Here is a 15420-nt window from a genome sequence, read left to right as displayed (position 1 = left end):
GGGTCAGCGGCGGGAGAGGGCGACGTCGATGAGTTCGTCGATGAGCTCCGGGTAGGTGTAGCCGCTGGCCAGCCAGCAGCTCGGGAACATCGAGATCGGGGTGAACCCCGGCATCGTGTTGATCTCGTTGATCACCCAGCCGTTCGCGGTGAGGAAGAAGTCCACCCGGGCCAGGCCGGCGCCGTCGATCGCGTCGAACGCCCGGATCGCCAGCTTCCGCATGACGTCCAGCTCGGCCTCGCCGAGCGCCGCCGGGCAGACCAGGTCGATCCCGGGGGCGTCCAGGTACTTAGCGTCGAAGTCGTAGAAGTCACGTCCGCTGACGATGACCTCGCCGGCGACGGATGCCCTGGAAGGCTCCCCCGGACGGCCCTGCAGCACCGCGATTTCGAGTTCGCGGCCCACCAAGGCGGCCTCGATCAGGACCTTGCTGTCCTCGGCCAGGGCCACGGCCATCGCGTCGGCGAGCTGCTCCGACGTGGACACCTTGCTCACGCCGACGCTGGAACCGGCCCGGGCCGGCTTGACGAAGGCGGGGAAGCCGAGCTCCTCGAGCGCGGCGTACGCCATGCCGGGGGCCTCGGCCCAGTCCTCGGCCGTGATCGTGCGCCACGGCGCGACGGGCAGGGAGGCCTGCTGGAAGACGGTCTTGGTGAAGTGCTTGTCCATGCCGAGCGCCGAGGCGAGCACCCCGGAGCCGACGTAGGGCAGGCCGACGAGTTCGAGCATGCCCTGCACGGTGCCGTCCTCGCCGAAGGGGCCGTGCAGGATCGGGAAGACGAGGTCGACCTGGCCCAGGGACCGGGTCCCGTCGGCGTCGGTGACGGTCAGTTCGCGGGTCTTCGTACTGTCCGGCCAGCGCACGCGGGTGCCGTTGTCGGCCACGCGGGGCAGCGCCTCGGCGTTCAGGCGGAACCGGGCCGGGTCGTCGGCCTCGAGCACGAAGGCGCCGTCCGGGGTGATCCCGATCGGGATGACCGTGAACCGGTCGCGGTCAATTGCCGCCAGGACCCCGCCCGCCGTGGCGCAACTGATCGAATGTTCGCTTGAACGCCCCCCAAAGAGCAGCGCCACCGTGAGCTTGTCCGTCATCCGTCGTCCTTTCGCCCTGCGGTTCGTCTGAGTCTGTGGTCAGGTGAGGCGCAAGATCCCGAGGTTTCAGCGTACCGGCCAGCACCTGCCGCACCTGCTCGACGATGGGCATCTCGACGCCCCGGGCGCGGGCCAGCTCGAGGATCGGGCCGACCGAGGCGAGGCCCTCCGTGGTCTGCTGCATCTGCTTGACGACGTCGTTGTAGCTGTAGCCCTGGCCGAGGAGGCGCCCGGCCGTATTGTTGCGGGAGAGCGGCGACTGGCAGGTCGCGATCAGGTCGCCCAGGCCGGCCAGTCCGGCCAGGGTCTCCGGATGCGCCCCGTAGGCGACCGAGAAATCGGTCATCTCGACGAGACCGCGGGTGATGATCGCCGCCTTCGTGTTCTCGCCGTAGCCCACCCCGTCGACGATGCCGATGGCCAGGGCGATGAGGTTCTTCAGCACCCCGCCGAACTCGGTGCCGATGACATCCGTGTTGACGTAGGAACGGAAGTAGCGGGTGGTGGCAAGCACGGCAACGGCCTGGGCGGTTTCGAGGCTGGCCGAGGAGACCACGGCGGCGGTCGGCTGTTCCTTGGCGATCTCGAGGGCCAGGTTCGGGCCGGAAATCGCCGCGATGCGCGCGGGGTCGATCTGCAGGACCTGCTCGATGATGGCGCTCATCCGCATCCCGGAGGAGCGTTCGACGCCCTTCATCAGCGAGACGACGATGGCGTTCTCGGAGATGTAGGGCTGGGCCTGGACCAGGTTTTCCCGCAGCGACTGGCTCGGCACGGAGACGAAGACCTGCTCGGCGCCGAGGAGGGCCAGGTCGAGCCGTGAGGTGGCGCGGAGGCCGACGGGCAGGTTGATTCCGGGCAGGTAGTCGCTGTTGCGGCGGCCCTCCGAGATTTCCCGGGCCAGCTCGGGCCGGCGGGCCCACAGCATGACGTCGGCGCCGCCGTCGGCGAGGATCTTCGCAAAGGTCGTGCCCCAACTTCCGGCACCGAGAACGGCAACACGTTTGCCTGGCTGAACCTTAGGCTTCAAAACGGCCGGTCTCTTTCTGGTCGTGCTCCGACGGGTTCCAGCGCGTGTTCGGCGCCCTCTCCCCGCGGAGGTCTTCGAGCAAACGGGTGATGGCGTCCATGACGATGGCGGTTGCCTCGTTCAGCGACGCGCTGTCGAGGGGGCGGCCGCGGAACCGGTCGAGGTCGACCGGGTCGCCGATCTTGATGTGCACGGTCTTGCGGGGGAAGAGACGGAACTTCTTGGAGTACCGCCCGAGGATCTCCTGCGCGCCCCAGTGGGCGGCCGGGATGATCGGGATGTTGTGCTCGAGGGAGATGCGCACGGCTCCGGTCTTGCCGCGCATGGGCCAGAGGTCAGGGTCCCGGGTGAGCGATCCCTCCGGGTAGACGACGACCATCTGGCCATTGGCGACGAGGCGCTGGGCGGCCTTGACGGGCTCGCTGCCGCGCACCGATCCGCCGCGCTGGACCGGGATCTGGCCGGATTTCCGCAGCAGCCAGCCGACGACGGGGATCGTGAAGACGGATGCCTTGGCCAGGAACCGGGGCATCCGGCCCAGCTTCCAGCACACGACGCCCATCACGACCGGGTCGATCTCGCTGTAATGGTTCGGCGCGAGTACGAACGCCCCCGACCGCGGCAGCTTCTCGCCGTCGACCATCCGGAAGCGCGTCGCCAGGTTCATGACCGGCAGGATGATGGCGGCCAGCAGCCAGAAGAAAGACGGTCGACTCTTCTCCGAACGGGTCCGGGTGTTCTGGTCAGGCGTCATCGGCTGTGGCACGTCCCTATTATCCCTGTCTCCCCCGGCGTCGACGTGCGAATCACTCGACGTGCGAGTCACTCGAGGTCGAAGTCAGCGCCGAGCAATTGGAGCTTGGTGATGAAGTTCTCGTAGCCGCGGCTGATGATCCCCACGTTGCTGACGGTGGAGGTGCCGTCGGCGCTGAGCGCGGCAATCAGGTGGCTGAACCCGCCGCGGAGGTCGGGGACCTCGATGTCGGCGCCGTGCAGCTTCGTCGGGCCCGTGATGACGGCCGAGTGGTTGAAGTTGCGCTGGCCGAAACGGCACGGGTGCCCACCCAGGCACTCCTTGTGGATCTGGATCGTGGCGCCCATCTCGATGAGCGCGTCGACGAAGCCGAACCGCTGCTCATAGACGGTCTCGTGCACGATCGAGGTGCCCTTGGCCTTGGTCAGGGCGATCACGAGCGGCTGCTGCCAGTCGGTCATGAAGCCGGGGTGAACATCCGTTTCGATCACGACGGGCTTGAGGTCGCCGCCCGGGTGGTAGAAACGGATGCCGTCGTCGTGGATGTCGAAGGCGCCGCCGACCTTGCGGAAGACGTTGAGGAAGGTGAGCATTTCCGGCTGTTTGGCGCCGCCGACGAAGATGTCGCCGTCGGTCGCCAGGGCCGCGGCGGCCCAGCTGGCCGCCTCGTTGCGGTCGAACAGCGCCCGGTGGTTGTAACCCTCGAGGTGCTTGACGCCCTCGATCCGGATGACCCGGTCGGTGTCGACCGTGATGATCGCGCCCATTTTCTGCAGGATGTTGATGAGATCCATGATCTCCGGCTCGATGGCCGCACCCTTGAGTTCGGTGATGCCCTCCGCGCGCACGGCGGTCAGGAGAACCTGCTCCGTCGCTCCGACGCTCGGGTAGGGCAGCTCGAGCTTGGCGCCCTTGAGACCGTTCGGGGCGGACATCCGGATGCCGCTCTCCTGCTTCTCGACGACGGCGCCGAATTTGCGCAGGACGTCGAGGTGGAAGTCGATCGGGCGGTCGCCGATGCGGCAGCCGCCGAGGTCGGGGATGAAAGCCTCGCCGAGGCGGTGCAGCAGCGGGCCGCAGAACAGGATAGGGATGCGCGACGAGCCGGCGTGCGCGTCGATGGCGGCGAAGTGCGCGCTCTCGACGTCGATCGGGTCGAGCAGCAACTCGCCCTCTTCCTCGCCCTCGGACACCTTGACGCCGTGCACCTCGAGCAGGCCGCGGACGATGCGCACATCGCTGATGTTGGGCACGTTCTTGAGCACGCTGGGGCTCTCGCCCAGGAGCGCGGCCACCATGGCCTTGGTGACCAGGTTCTTCGCGCCCTTCAGCTCGATGCGGCCGACGAGCGGGATGCCGCCACGGATGGTGATGCGGTCGCCGTTGAGGCCGACGGCTGCGCCGTGGTTCTGCGCGTCCTGGATGAGTGTGCTCACGGATTACCTGCTTACGGGGTGACGTCGGGGGAAGAGAGTGCGGGGAGAGTGCGGGGAAGCCAGGGCTCCCGCGTCGATTCGAATTCCGATATCCGCGCCTCGTCACGCAGGGTCAATCCAATATCGTCGAGGCCTTCGAGCAGCCGCCATCTAGTGTAATCATCGATCTCGAACGAGACTGTGAGGTCGCCGACCCGCACCGTCCTGTCGACCAGGTCGACGGTCAGTTCCAGTCCGGGGTCGGATTCCAGCACGGTCCACAGGGTCTCGGCGTCCGCCTCGGAGATCTCCCCGGCGAGCAGGCCCTGCTTGCCGGAGTTGCCCCGGAAGATGTCGCCGAAGCGCGGGCTCAGCACGACGTCGAAACCGTAGTCGCGGAGCGCCCAGACGGCGTGTTCGCGGGAGGAGCCGGTGCCGAAGTCGGCGCCGGCGACGAGCACGCGGGCCCCGCGGTAGGCCGGCTTGTTCAGCACGAACTCGGGGTCCTGGCGCCAGGCCGCGAAGAGGGCATCCTCGAAGCCGGTCTTCGTCACCCGCTTGAGGTAGACGGCGGGGATGATCTGGTCGGTGTCGACGTTGGAGCGGCGCAGGGGAACGGCGATCCCGGTGACGGCGTGGAATTTCTGCATGGTTACTTCTCTCCGTTCGAGGCCGTGTTCGAGGCCGTGTGCGAGGCCGTGTGCGAGGCCGTGTGCGAGGCCGTGTGCGAGGTAGCGCCCGCGGCCAGGTCGGCGGCGAGGTCCCACGGACTCGACAGGGTGCCCCGGATGGCGGTGGCCGCGGCGACGAGCGGGGAGACCAGGTGGGTGCGTCCGCCCTTGCCCTGCCGGCCCTCGAAGTTGCGGTTGCTGGTGGACGCGCAGCGCTCCCCCGGGGCGAGCTGGTCGGGATTCATGCCGAGGCACATCGAACAGCCGGCGAAGCGCCACTCCGCTCCGAAGTCGGTGAAGATCTTGTCGAGGCCCTCGGCCTCGGCCTCGATGCGCACGCGGGCGGAGCCCGGCACGACGAGCATCCGCACGCCGTCGGCGAGCGTGCGACCCTTGACGATCTCGGCGGCGGCCCGCAGGTCCTCGACCCGGCTGTTCGTGCAGGAGCCGAGGAAGACGGTGTCCACCCGGATCTGCTTCATCGGCGTGCCTGCGGCGAGGTCCATGTACTCGAGGGCGCGCTCGGCGGCGGCCCGCTCATTATCGTCCGTGATGGTTTCGGGGTTCGGCACGGTGTCGCTCAGCGAGACGCCCTGGCCGGGGTTGGTGCCCCAGGTGACGAAGGGCTCGAGGGCATCGGCGTCGAGCACGACCTCGGCGTCGAAGCCGGCCCCCTCGTCGGTCGCGAGGGTTTCCCAGTACGCGACGGCGTCGTCCCAGTCCGCGCCGGAGGGTGCGTGCGCGCGGCCGCGGAGGTACTCGTAGGTGGTGGCGTCGGGGGCGATCATGCCCGCGCGGGCGCCGGCCTCGATCGACATGTTGCAGATCGTCATCCGGCCCTCCATGGAAAGGGAACGGATCGCGCTGCCGCGGAACTCGAGAACGTAGCCCTGCCCGCCGCCGGTGCCGATCTTCGCGATGACCGCGAGGATGATGTCCTTCGCGCTGACCCCGGGGCGCAGCGTCCCCTCGACGGTGATGGCCATCGTCTTGAACGGCTTCAACGGCAGGGTCTGGGTGGCCATGACGTGCTCCACCTCGCTCGTGCCGATGCCGAACGCCATGGCCCCGAAGGCGCCGTGCGTGGACGTGTGCGAGTCGCCACAGACGACGGTGATGCCCGGCTGGGTCAGCCCGAGCTGCGGGCCCACGACGTGCACGATGCCCTGCTCGATGTCGCCGAGCGAGTGCAGCCGGACGCCGAATTCGGCGCAGTTGCTGCGCAGCGTTTCGATCTGGGTGCGGCTGGTGACGTCGGCGATCGGCCGGTCGATGTGCAGCGTCGGGGTGTTGTGGTCTTCCGTCGCAATGGTCAGGTCGGGGCGACGCAGGGGCCGCCCGGCCAGGCGCAGGCCGTCGAAGGCCTGCGGGCTGGTGACCTCGTGCACGAGGTGCAGGTCGATGTAGATGAGGTCGGGCGTGCCGTCTTCGCCCTTGGCGACGAGGTGTTTGTCCCAGACCTTTTCGGCCAGGGTGCGTGGGCGTTCGCCCGTGAGTGCTGCGTTAGTCATGAGTGTGCGTCTTCCTGGGAATGGGGAACAGCCGACAACGGACTCCGCGACGGGCGTGGCCTCAGAACTGGGACCCGTCGCGGCAAGGAAGAAGAAGCAGACCGTTAAGCATCCATTCAGGCTAACACCTCGGCCTGTCGTCCAGTCAGGCGGACGGCGTCCCCTCGCCGGGCAGCGGCTCCGGCCGCGACTCGACGAACACCACGGTCACGTTGTCGCGTCCGCCGCGGGCGATGGCCTCGTCGACGAGGGCGTCCGCGACGCTTCCCCGGCCCTCGGCCTGGTCGGTGTGGGCCAGGAGCACGCGCGTGATGTCATCCGAATCGAGTTCCTTGGTGAGCCCGTCGGAGCAGACCAGGAACGCCTGCCGGTCGGCCGCGGAGAGGAGCCAGACGTCGGTGTCGACGAACTCGTCGGCGCCGATGGCCCTGGTGATCACGTTGCGCTCGGGGTGCTTCTCGGCGTCCGCCGCGGAGATCAGCCCGGCGTCGACCATTTCCTGCACGGCGGAGTGGTCGACGCTCAGTTGCTCGAGCCGAACGCCGTCCCAGGTGTAGATGCGGGAGTCCCCGACGTTGAACGCCATCCAGTGGAAGCCTTCGTCGTCCCCGGCGTCCACGAAGGCGACCCCGGCCAGGGTTGTTCCGGACACGGCCGCGCCGATGTCACCGACGGCGCTGAGGTCGCGGACGGCGTCGTTGGACGAGTGGATGGCGTCGAGGATGCGCTCGGGGGTCGAGGGGACATCCGCTTCGATGTGTTCCTCGAACACCCCGATGACCGTCTGGCTGGCGAGGTCGCCGCGGGCGTGGCCGCCCATCCCGTCGGCGACGAGGAAGACCGGGGACTGCGCCAGGACGCTGTCCTCGTTGACCGCGCGCACGGAGCCGACGTCGGATCGGGCGCTGAACACCAGCCGTACAACCGATGTGGGCAGCAGTAGTGCGCCCTCGCCATTCACAACCACAGCTACCCCAGGTCTTCGTCACGGGTCCTTAGGCCAGGTCCCGCGGCCCCTGACGGGGGCGTGAGCCTCCCACCGTATCAAGAGTTGCGGTCCCCTCCCCTGTCACGGCATTACTCGTCGGCGTAGTGCGGCATCTCTTCGGCGAGGGTGTGGCCGCGCTTCCTGGCGTCGGAGCGGGCCTTGATCACGCTGGCGATGGTCGCCACCGCCATCGAGCCGAGGATGACGCCGAGCGAGGTCCAGGTGTCGATCTCCGGGGCCCAGGCGAAGCCCTCGCCGCCGTTGACGAACGGCAGCTCGTTGGTGTGCAGGGCGTGCAGGACGAGCTTGACGCCGATGAAGAACAGGATGAACGCGATTCCGTACTTGAGGTACTCGAGTCGTTCGAGCAGGCCGCCGAGCAGGAAGTACAGCTGGCGCAGGCCCATCAGCGCGAAGATGTTGGCCGTGAACACGATGAACGGGCTCGTGGTGATGCCGAAGATCGCCGGGATGGAGTCGAGCGCGAAGATCAGGTCGGTCGTGCCGATGGCGAGCAGGACCACCAGCATCGGGGTGAAGATCTTCTTGCCGTCGACCCTGGTGCGCAGCTTCGACCCGTCGAAGTCGGGGGAAATCCGGATGTGCTTGCGCAGGAAGAGGATGATGCCGCTCTCGGATTCCTCGAGGTCCTCTTCCTTCTGGAAGGCCTGGCGCACCGCGGTGTAGAGCAGGAAGGCGCCGAAGATGTAGAAGATCCAGCTGAAGTTCTCGATCAGCTGGGCGCCCAGCAGGATGAAGATACCGCGCAGGACCAGGGCGATGATGATGCCCACCATCAGCGCTTCCTGCTGGTACTTCCGGGGCACGGAGAACCTCGCCATGATGATGACGAAGACGAACAGGTTGTCGATGCTCAGGCTGTACTCGGTGAGCCAGCCGGCGAGGAACTGTCCGGCGTGCTCCGCGTCGCCGAGCACGAGCATCAGCAGCGCGAAGATCAGCGCGAGGCCGACGTAGAAGGCCACCCAGAGGCTCGCCTCCCGGATCGACGGGACGTGCGGCCGTTTGAAGACGATGAGCAGGTCGGCGATGAGGATGGCCGTCAGGACGACGAGCGAGCCGATTTCAAACCAGATGGGGAGAGCGAGATCCACGAGGGCCTTTCACTGTGGTGGGATGCTGCACGGGATGCTGATGACAGCACGGAACCCGAAAGTCTCTCCCGCACCCGAAAAACGGATGCCACCGTGCCCGGGACCCCAGCGTTGCGGCCCGTATTGACGATCACGGCATAGGACCCGAATCGAGTCCAGAGGGATACTCCCCTTCACTCCGGGAAGTCTACCCGAAGCCGGAGGGCCCGGCTCGCAGCCGGCACACTCCCGCACCGGCCTCGCCCTTCGCACTCGCCCTTTACACTCAGTGGAGCGCCACAAGCGCCCACGCTGCCGGACACCGGCAACCGCACCGCGTCGAACCACCAGTTCAACGATGAACGAAAGGCAACATCCGTGCTCGCACTCTTCAAACCCTCCGGAGCTCCCGGACTCGAGCTGGTCGACCGGCCGGAACCTCGGACCGGCGACGACGAGGTGAAGATCCGGGTGTTGCGCACCGGGATTTGCGGCACCGACCTGCACATCGAGTCGTGGGACTCCTGGGCGGCCGGCACCATCAGTCCGCCGATCATCCCTGGCCACGAGTTCTACGGCGAGGTCGTCGAGGTCGGCTCCCAGGTGCGCGACGTGCACGTCGGCGCACGCGTGTCCGGCGAGGGCCACATCGTCTGCGGCAACTGCCGCAACTGCCGCGCCGGCCGCCGGCAGATGTGCATCCGCACCCTGAGTGTCGGCGTCAATCGCGACGGCGCGTTCGCCGAGTACGTGGTCATCCCCGAATCGAACGTCTGGGTTCACCTCGAGGACATCGACCCTGACCTCGGCGCGATCTTCGACCCGTTCGGCAACGCCGTGCACACCGCCCTCAGCTTCCCGCTGGTCGGCGAGGACGTGCTGATCACCGGCGCCGGCCCGATCGGCCTGATGGCCGCCGCCGTCGCCCGCCACGTCGGCGCGCGCTTAGTCGTGGTGACGGATGTCTCCGAGCCCCGGCTGGACCTGGCCCGCCGGATGGGCGCCGACCTCACCGTCAACGTGGCGCAGTCCAGGATCGCCGACGCGCAGCGCACGCTCGGCATGCGGGAGGGCTTCGACGTCGGCTTCGAAATGTCCGGCCACCCGGGGGCGCTGCCGGAGATGATCACCAACCTCAACCACGGCGGCCGCGTCGCGATGCTCGGACTGCCGAGCGCGCCGATCGACGTCGACTGGGCCAAGGTCGTCACGCACATGCTCACGATCAAGGGCATCTACGGCCGCGAGATGTACGAGACCTGGGTGGCCATGAGCGCCATGCTGCAGTCCAGCGAATGGCTCCGCGACGCCCTCTCCTCCGTCATCACCGACCGCTTCCCGGCCGCCCGCTGGCAGGAGGGCTTCGACGCCGCCCGCGCGGGAACCGGCGGCAAGGTCGTGCTCGACTGGAGCGCCGTCTAAGCCGATCCCGGCCGGCCTCCCCGGCCGGCGCCCCGACTGTCTCGAACACCCCGACTACCTCCGACAACCACCAGGGAGATCCATGTACGGCACCATGAAGGCCCAGCTGCAAGGCTCGCTCGACGAGATCCGCGCCGCCGGCCTGTTCAAGAACGAACGCAAGCTCGCCTCCGCCCAGTCCTCGCACATCCGCACCGGCGGCGCCGAGGTGCTCAACTTCTGCGCCAACAACTACCTCGGCCTGGCCAACCACCCCGACATCGTCGCCGCCGCGCAGAACGCCATGGACGACTGGGGCTTCGGCCTGGCCAGCGTGCGCTTCATCTGCGGCACGCAGGAGCTGCACATTGCGCTCGAGGCGCGGGTCTCCGAATTCCTCGGCACCGAGGACACGATCCTGTTCTCCTCCTGCTTCGACGCCAACGGCGGCGTGTTCGAGACGCTGTTCACGGCCGAGGACGCCATCATCTCCGACGAGCTCAACCACGCCTCGATCATCGACGGCATCCGGCTGTGCAAGGCCGCCCGCTACCGCTACAAGAACCGCGACATGGCCGACCTCGAGGCCCAACTGATCGCGGCGAAGGATGCCCGGCAGCGCCTCATCGTCACCGACGGCGTGTTCTCCATGGACGGGTACCTGGCGCCGCTGCAGGAGATCTGCGACCTGGCCGACAAGTACGGCGCACTGGTCATGGTCGACGACTCCCACGCCGTCGGCTTCATCGGCGAGAACGGGCGCGGGACGCCGGAGCTGGCCGGGGTCGAGCGCCGCGTGGACTTCACGACCGGAACCTTCGGCAAGGCCCTCGGCGGGGCATCCGGCGGGTACGTCAGCGGTCACGCCGAGATCATCGCGCTGCTTCGCCAGCGCGCCCGGCCGTACCTCTTCTCGAACACCGTGGCCCCGGCCGTCGTGGCCGGCACCCTGGCCGCGCTCGACCTCATCGACGCCGGCGGGGACCTGCGCGCACGCCTGGGCGAGAACGCGGCCCTGTTCCGCCGCCGGATGAGCGAGGAGGGCTTCGACCTGCTCGAGGGCGAGCACCCGATCATCCCGGTGATGTTCGGCGACGCGGCGCTCGCGGCCCGCGTGGCGGACCGGATGCTCGCCGAGGGCGTCTACGTGACCGCGTTCAGTTACCCGGTGGTGCCGCACGGCAAGGCGCGTATCCGCGTGCAGCTCTCGGCGGCCCACACGAGTGACGACGTCGAGGCCTGCGTCCGCGCCTTCGTCGCGTCCCGCGAGACCGCCTGAAAGAGCGCCCTTTCCCTCGCCGAACTGTGAGTTTGGCACCTTCCCGGGGCCCGGGAAGGTGCCAAACTCACGGTTCGGCGCATGGGGCGGCGACGGATGTCGGGGCGGGAGACGCAAGAAGCCCTCCCGCACGTGGCGGGAGGGCTTCTTTGTGGTGACCCCAGCGGGATTCGAACCCGCGTTACCGCCGTGAGAGGGCGATGTCCTAGGCCGCTAAACGATGGGGCCGTTTTTGCAACTTACCGAGTATGCCACACGAAAAGGTGCCCAACCAAACCGAGCACCTACGCGCAGATCAATAAGGCTCCAGGCTTCACGTCGATCTGCACCGGGAGCGGGCCGACTCGTTCCCCGTCGGCATAGGCGATGACCCCGGGGCCATCGATCCGCACGCTCCGGCAGCGGGTCAGTTCCACCTGCGGCAGGTGCGTATGCGTTCCGGAGAATACCTTCGGGAACACGCGCAGCAGGCCCAGGCGAGACAGCGGCTTCACGATGAACAGGTCGAGCAGCCCGTCGTCGATGACCGCGTCGGGGGCGATCAGCATGCCGCCGCCCATGGACGTGTTGTTGGCGACGGAAATGAGCATCGCGCGGAGTTCGCGGGGCGCGCCGTCGACCGTGACCCGGTAGGGGATCGGCCTGAAGACGGCCAGTTCGAGGAGCATGGCGATCGTGTAGCGGCTCTTTCCCCTCGGGCGGCGCATCCGGTTGGCCCGTTCGTTCACATTGGCGTCGAAGCCCGCGGAGAGCACACCGACGTACCAGGTGTCCAGGTTGCCGTGCCGCACCAGGGCCGCGTCGATCGCGCGGGGCGGCCGGGCGATCGCGTCCAGCAGGTGACCGATGGCCGCGCCGGTGTCCTCGAGGGGGATTCCGAGTCCCCTGGCGAAATCGTTGCCGGTGCCGCAGGGGACGATCGCGATGGGCAGGGTCGTGCCGGCGAGTTCGTTGACGCCGAGGCTCACCATCCCGTCGCCACCGACCACGACGAGGAGGTCGATGCCGTCGGCGATCGTGGCCACGACCTTGCGGCGGAGCAGTTCGATGTTGACCTCTGCCAGCGCGGTCACCTCGTGTCCCTGCCCGAGCAGCGCAGCCACGACCTTCGGGCCCACATCCCGGCGTCGCCCGAAGGACGCGTACGCGTTGATGGCTACGGCGATGCGAAGGACGGGGTGGGGCATGGTTCGAGTTTGGCGGATCCGACGCCCGCTGCCGACGCACCAATGGAGTGTGTTGCGCCGGCCCCGGATTGGGTATTAGCTCAGGGGATGAAGTTGACCAAGCTGGAACACGCCGCGCTCACCCTCGAGGTCTCGGGCCGGAGGCTCTTCATCGATCCCGGCTCGTTCACGACGGCCCTCACCGACACGGCGAATGCTGCCGCCGTCGTGATCACCCATGAGCACGCCGACCACTGGACCCCGGAGCAGCTGGACCGCATCCTCGCGATGAACCCCGACGTGCCGATCTACGGGCCGGCCGGCGTCGCGGCAGCGGCGACCGGGTACAACGTCACGGTCGTCCGCGACGGCGACACGGCGGAGGCCGGCCCCTTCACCCTGCGCTTCTTCGGGGCGAAGCACGCGGTCATCCACGAGTCCATCCCGGTGATCGACAACGTCGGAGTGCTGGTCAATGACGAGCTGTACTACGCCGGAGACGCCTTCACCGTGCCGGAGGGCGTGCAGGTCGGCACGCTCGCCGTGCCGGCCGGCGCCCCGTGGATGAAGATGTCCGAGGCCATGGACTACGTGCTCGCGCTGAAACCCCGGCGCAGCTTCACGACCCACGAGATGCTGCTCTCCCGGGCGGGCAAGGACCTCTCGAACACCCGGATCAGGACCGTCACCGAGCACGGCGGCGGCGAGTTCTTCCCGCTGGAACCGAACGAGTCCCTCGACCTGTAGGCCGCCGGGCACCCCGGCTATTCGCGCAGGCCGAACCGGGCGTGGATGGGATGCATCCAGCGGGGCGCCCACCAGAGCACCTTCTCCAGCGAGGTCATCACCGCCGGAACCAGCACGGTGCGCACGAGCGTGGCATCCAGGAGCACGGCCACGGCCAGGGCGACACCGATCTCCTTCATCTGCATCAGCTCACCGGTGGCGAAACCGGCGAACACGAGCACGATGATCAGGGCGGCCGAGGTGATGATCCGGCCGGAGCTCTGCAGGCCGGTCTCGATCGACAGCCGGGTGCTCTCCCCCTGCTCGAAATGCTCCTTGATGCGCGACAGCAGGAACATCTCGTAGTCCATCGCCAGGCCGAAGCCGAAGGTCAGCACGAGCGTCAGCACGAGGGCGTCGACACCGGCGACGTCGTCGGCGTTGAAGTTCAGCACCCCGGCCAGGTTTCCCTCCTGGAAGCCCCACACGAGGACACCGACGGCGGCCCCCAGCGAGATGACGCTGATCACCAGCGCCGTGATCGGGATGACCACGGAACCGGTCATCAGGAAGAGCAGGATGAAGGTGGCCACCACGATGATCAGGGCCGCCCACGGCGCCCCGCGCAGCAGGGAATCCGTGTAGTCGACGGAGGCGGCATCCGACCCACCCACCCAGTGGTCGAAGTCGGGCCGATCCGCCCGGATCTCGCGGACGACATCGGAGCCCTGATGCTGCCGGACGTCCACCCGGGACACCCAGTACCCGTTGATTTCGGCCGGGGCCGACACGTCGGTGACGTTCGGGACGTCTCTCACCTGCCCGGCCCATGCCTCCGCCCCGGCCTCGTCGGTGTCGGACACGAGCTGCACCGGGGCGGGCGTCGCGAGCGGGAAGTGGTCCTCCAGCGCCGTGAGGAACTCGTACTGCGACGACGACTGGGGGATGACGTCGTCCGAGGTGCTGGCCACCTTCAGGCTCAGCGCCGGGCTTCCGAGCAGCAGCAGGCCCGCGATCCCGGCGACCGAGACCAGCACGGGCCGGCGCTGGATGCCGCGGGTGAGCTTCGAGAAGAAGCCCTCGTGCGGGGCGATATCGCCGAACCGGCTGAGGAGCCCGCCGAGGCCGGGAACGCGCGTCAGGATGCCGGGCTTCAGCAGCCGTTCGCCGAAGTAGCCGAGCAGGGCCGGCACGAGCACGAGGGCCGTGAGGATCGCGATCAGCACCACGGACACGGCGCCAACAGAGATCGCCCGGATGACGTTCGGCTCGAAGACGAGCAGCCCGGCGGTGGCGATCGCGAAGGTCAGGCCGGAGTAGAGCACCGTGCGTCCGGCCGTGTCGACGGTGGCGCCGACGGCCTCCAGCATGAGCTCATGGCGGTCGAGCCTGGCCAGTCGCCGGTCGCCATGCGTGCGGGCCACCAGGGCGCGGAACTCCTCGCGGAAACGGCTCACGATCAGCAGGCCGTAGTCGATGGACAGGCCGAGGCCGATCACCGTGATGACATTCATCGTCGTGATGTCGATGTCCATCACGTAGGTGAACGCGTAGAGCGACCCGAGGGCGCCGATGATCGAGGCGATGGCACCGATCAGCGGGATGCCGGCCGCCAGGAAGCCGCCGAAGATGATCAGCATGACCACCAGCGCGATGGGCAGGGCGATCAGTTCGCCCTTCTGCAGGTCGGACTCGGCCACGCCGACCAGGGATTCGACGACGAGCGGGTTCCCGCCGACCAGGGCCGTGGCATCGGGCTCCTGCCCGCGGATCTCGTCGGCCGCCACGTTGAGGCGGTCCTGAACCTCGCGCAACAGCGTGTCGCTGAGCGCCCCGTCGGTCGTCTCCATCGACACGGTGAGCAGCACGCCCTTGCCGTCCTCGGCGTACAGGGGGGCGGCGGCCGGATTGGGCGATCCGTCGGGCAGGGCGGGAATGGCGAGCGGGTCGACCACCTCGGTGACGCCGTCGATGGCCGCGAGGTCGGCGGCGGTCTCCGCCAGCGTCGCCTGCAGGTCGGGGGACGTCGTGTCGACATCGTAGACGAGCAGCGAGAGCGATTCCGTGGCCGCTCCCTCGGTGCTCTCGATGAGCCGCGCCGCCTCGGCGGCCTCGCCGTCAACCGATGGCCCGGAGGTGCCCAGACGATCGAACAGGCTCTCGCCGGTCACCCCGACCAGGGCCGTCAGGCCGCAGGCGAGCAGCACGACCGCCCACACGATCACGGCGATCAGCCGGTGTCGGGCAACGGCGACGCCGAGGGTGCGCAGCATGTCCAGTCGATCCTTTGGTC

At 68.2% G+C, this 15420-nt stretch carries 13 protein-coding genes and 1 tRNA gene; 3 read left to right on the top strand and 11 right to left on the bottom strand.

Annotated features, from left to right (window positions below; genetic code table 11):
* Positions 1-3: 3 nt before the first annotated feature.
* From E3O23_RS14110 to E3O23_RS14075, 8 genes are all read right to left on the bottom strand, one after another.
* Positions 4-1092 (bottom strand): D-alanine--D-alanine ligase family protein, encoded by a 1089-nt coding sequence (locus tag E3O23_RS14110; RefSeq protein WP_134492024.1) that lies wholly within the window; start codon positions 1090-1092, stop codon positions 4-6.
* A complete protein-coding gene (locus E3O23_RS14105) occupies positions 995-2122 on the bottom strand; it encodes an NAD(P)H-dependent glycerol-3-phosphate dehydrogenase (protein WP_134492022.1) in 1128 nt (375 codons plus the stop codon). Before E3O23_RS14105 ends, E3O23_RS14110 begins: the two co-directional genes overlap by 98 nt.
* Positions 2112-2876 carry a lysophospholipid acyltransferase family protein gene (locus tag E3O23_RS14100; RefSeq protein ID WP_134492076.1) on the bottom strand — a complete coding sequence of 255 codons (765 nt, stop codon included), beginning with the start codon at positions 2874-2876 and terminating at the stop codon, positions 2112-2114. The genes E3O23_RS14105 and E3O23_RS14100 overlap by 11 nt, the downstream gene beginning before the upstream one ends.
* 68 nt (positions 2877-2944) lie before the next feature.
* A complete protein-coding gene (gene murA, locus E3O23_RS14095; RefSeq protein WP_134492020.1) occupies positions 2945-4312 on the bottom strand; it encodes a UDP-N-acetylglucosamine 1-carboxyvinyltransferase in 1368 nt (455 codons plus the stop codon).
* 11 nt (positions 4313-4323) lie between these two features.
* Positions 4324-4941 carry a 3-isopropylmalate dehydratase small subunit gene (leuD, locus tag E3O23_RS14090; protein ID WP_134492018.1) on the bottom strand — a complete coding sequence of 206 codons (618 nt, stop codon included), beginning with the start codon at positions 4939-4941 and terminating at the stop codon, positions 4324-4326.
* Between the two features lie 2 nt (positions 4942-4943).
* Positions 4944-6473 carry a 3-isopropylmalate dehydratase large subunit gene (leuC, locus tag E3O23_RS14085; protein ID WP_134492016.1) on the bottom strand — a complete coding sequence of 510 codons (1530 nt, stop codon included), beginning with the start codon at positions 6471-6473 and terminating at the stop codon, positions 4944-4946.
* 145 nt (positions 6474-6618) lie between these two features.
* Entirely contained in the window at positions 6619-7386 is a 768-nt protein-coding gene (locus tag E3O23_RS14080) for a PP2C family protein-serine/threonine phosphatase (RefSeq protein ID WP_241983488.1), read from the bottom strand.
* A gap of 164 nt (positions 7387-7550) precedes the next feature.
* Positions 7551-8576: a TerC family protein gene (locus E3O23_RS14075; RefSeq protein WP_134492014.1), complete on the bottom strand. Its 1026-nt coding sequence runs from the start codon at positions 8574-8576 to the stop codon at positions 7551-7553.
* Positions 8577-8933: 357 nt separating this feature from the next.
* On the opposite strand from E3O23_RS14075, the gene tdh reads away from it, so the two are divergent.
* The gene (gene tdh / locus E3O23_RS14070; RefSeq protein WP_134492012.1) at positions 8934-9977 is read left to right on the top strand and encodes an L-threonine 3-dehydrogenase; all 1044 of its coding nucleotides are present in this window, start codon (positions 8934-8936) and stop codon (positions 9975-9977) included.
* A gap of 82 nt (positions 9978-10059) precedes the next feature.
* On the top strand, positions 10060-11235 hold the full coding sequence (locus tag E3O23_RS14065) for a glycine C-acetyltransferase (RefSeq protein WP_134492010.1): 1176 nt from the start codon (positions 10060-10062) through the stop codon (positions 11233-11235).
* Between the two features lie 152 nt (positions 11236-11387).
* Here the strand turns inward: E3O23_RS14065 and E3O23_RS14060 are convergent.
* Positions 11388-11463 (bottom strand) — tRNA-Glu (locus E3O23_RS14060).
* A 56-nt stretch (positions 11464-11519) separates the two neighbouring features.
* Positions 11520-12422 (bottom strand): diacylglycerol/lipid kinase family protein, encoded by a 903-nt coding sequence (locus E3O23_RS14055; protein WP_134492008.1) that lies wholly within the window; start codon positions 12420-12422, stop codon positions 11520-11522.
* An 87-nt stretch (positions 12423-12509) separates the two neighbouring features.
* Between E3O23_RS14055 and E3O23_RS14050 the strand changes: the two genes are divergently transcribed.
* A complete protein-coding gene (locus E3O23_RS14050; protein ID WP_134492006.1) occupies positions 12510-13148 on the top strand; it encodes an MBL fold metallo-hydrolase in 639 nt (212 codons plus the stop codon).
* Positions 13149-13165: 17 nt separating this feature from the next.
* Here E3O23_RS14050 and E3O23_RS14045 read toward each other — a convergent pair whose 3' ends face one another.
* On the bottom strand, positions 13166-15400 hold the full coding sequence (locus E3O23_RS14045) for an MMPL family transporter (RefSeq protein ID WP_134492004.1): 2235 nt from the start codon (positions 15398-15400) through the stop codon (positions 13166-13168).
* Between the last annotated feature and the right edge of the window lie 20 nt (positions 15401-15420).

It is taken from the genome of Cryobacterium tagatosivorans (genome assembly GCF_004402215.1).
Taxonomy (GTDB): domain Bacteria; phylum Actinomycetota; class Actinomycetes; order Actinomycetales; family Microbacteriaceae; genus Cryobacterium; species Cryobacterium tagatosivorans.
This window is presented reverse-complemented; position numbering and strand designations above follow the sequence as displayed.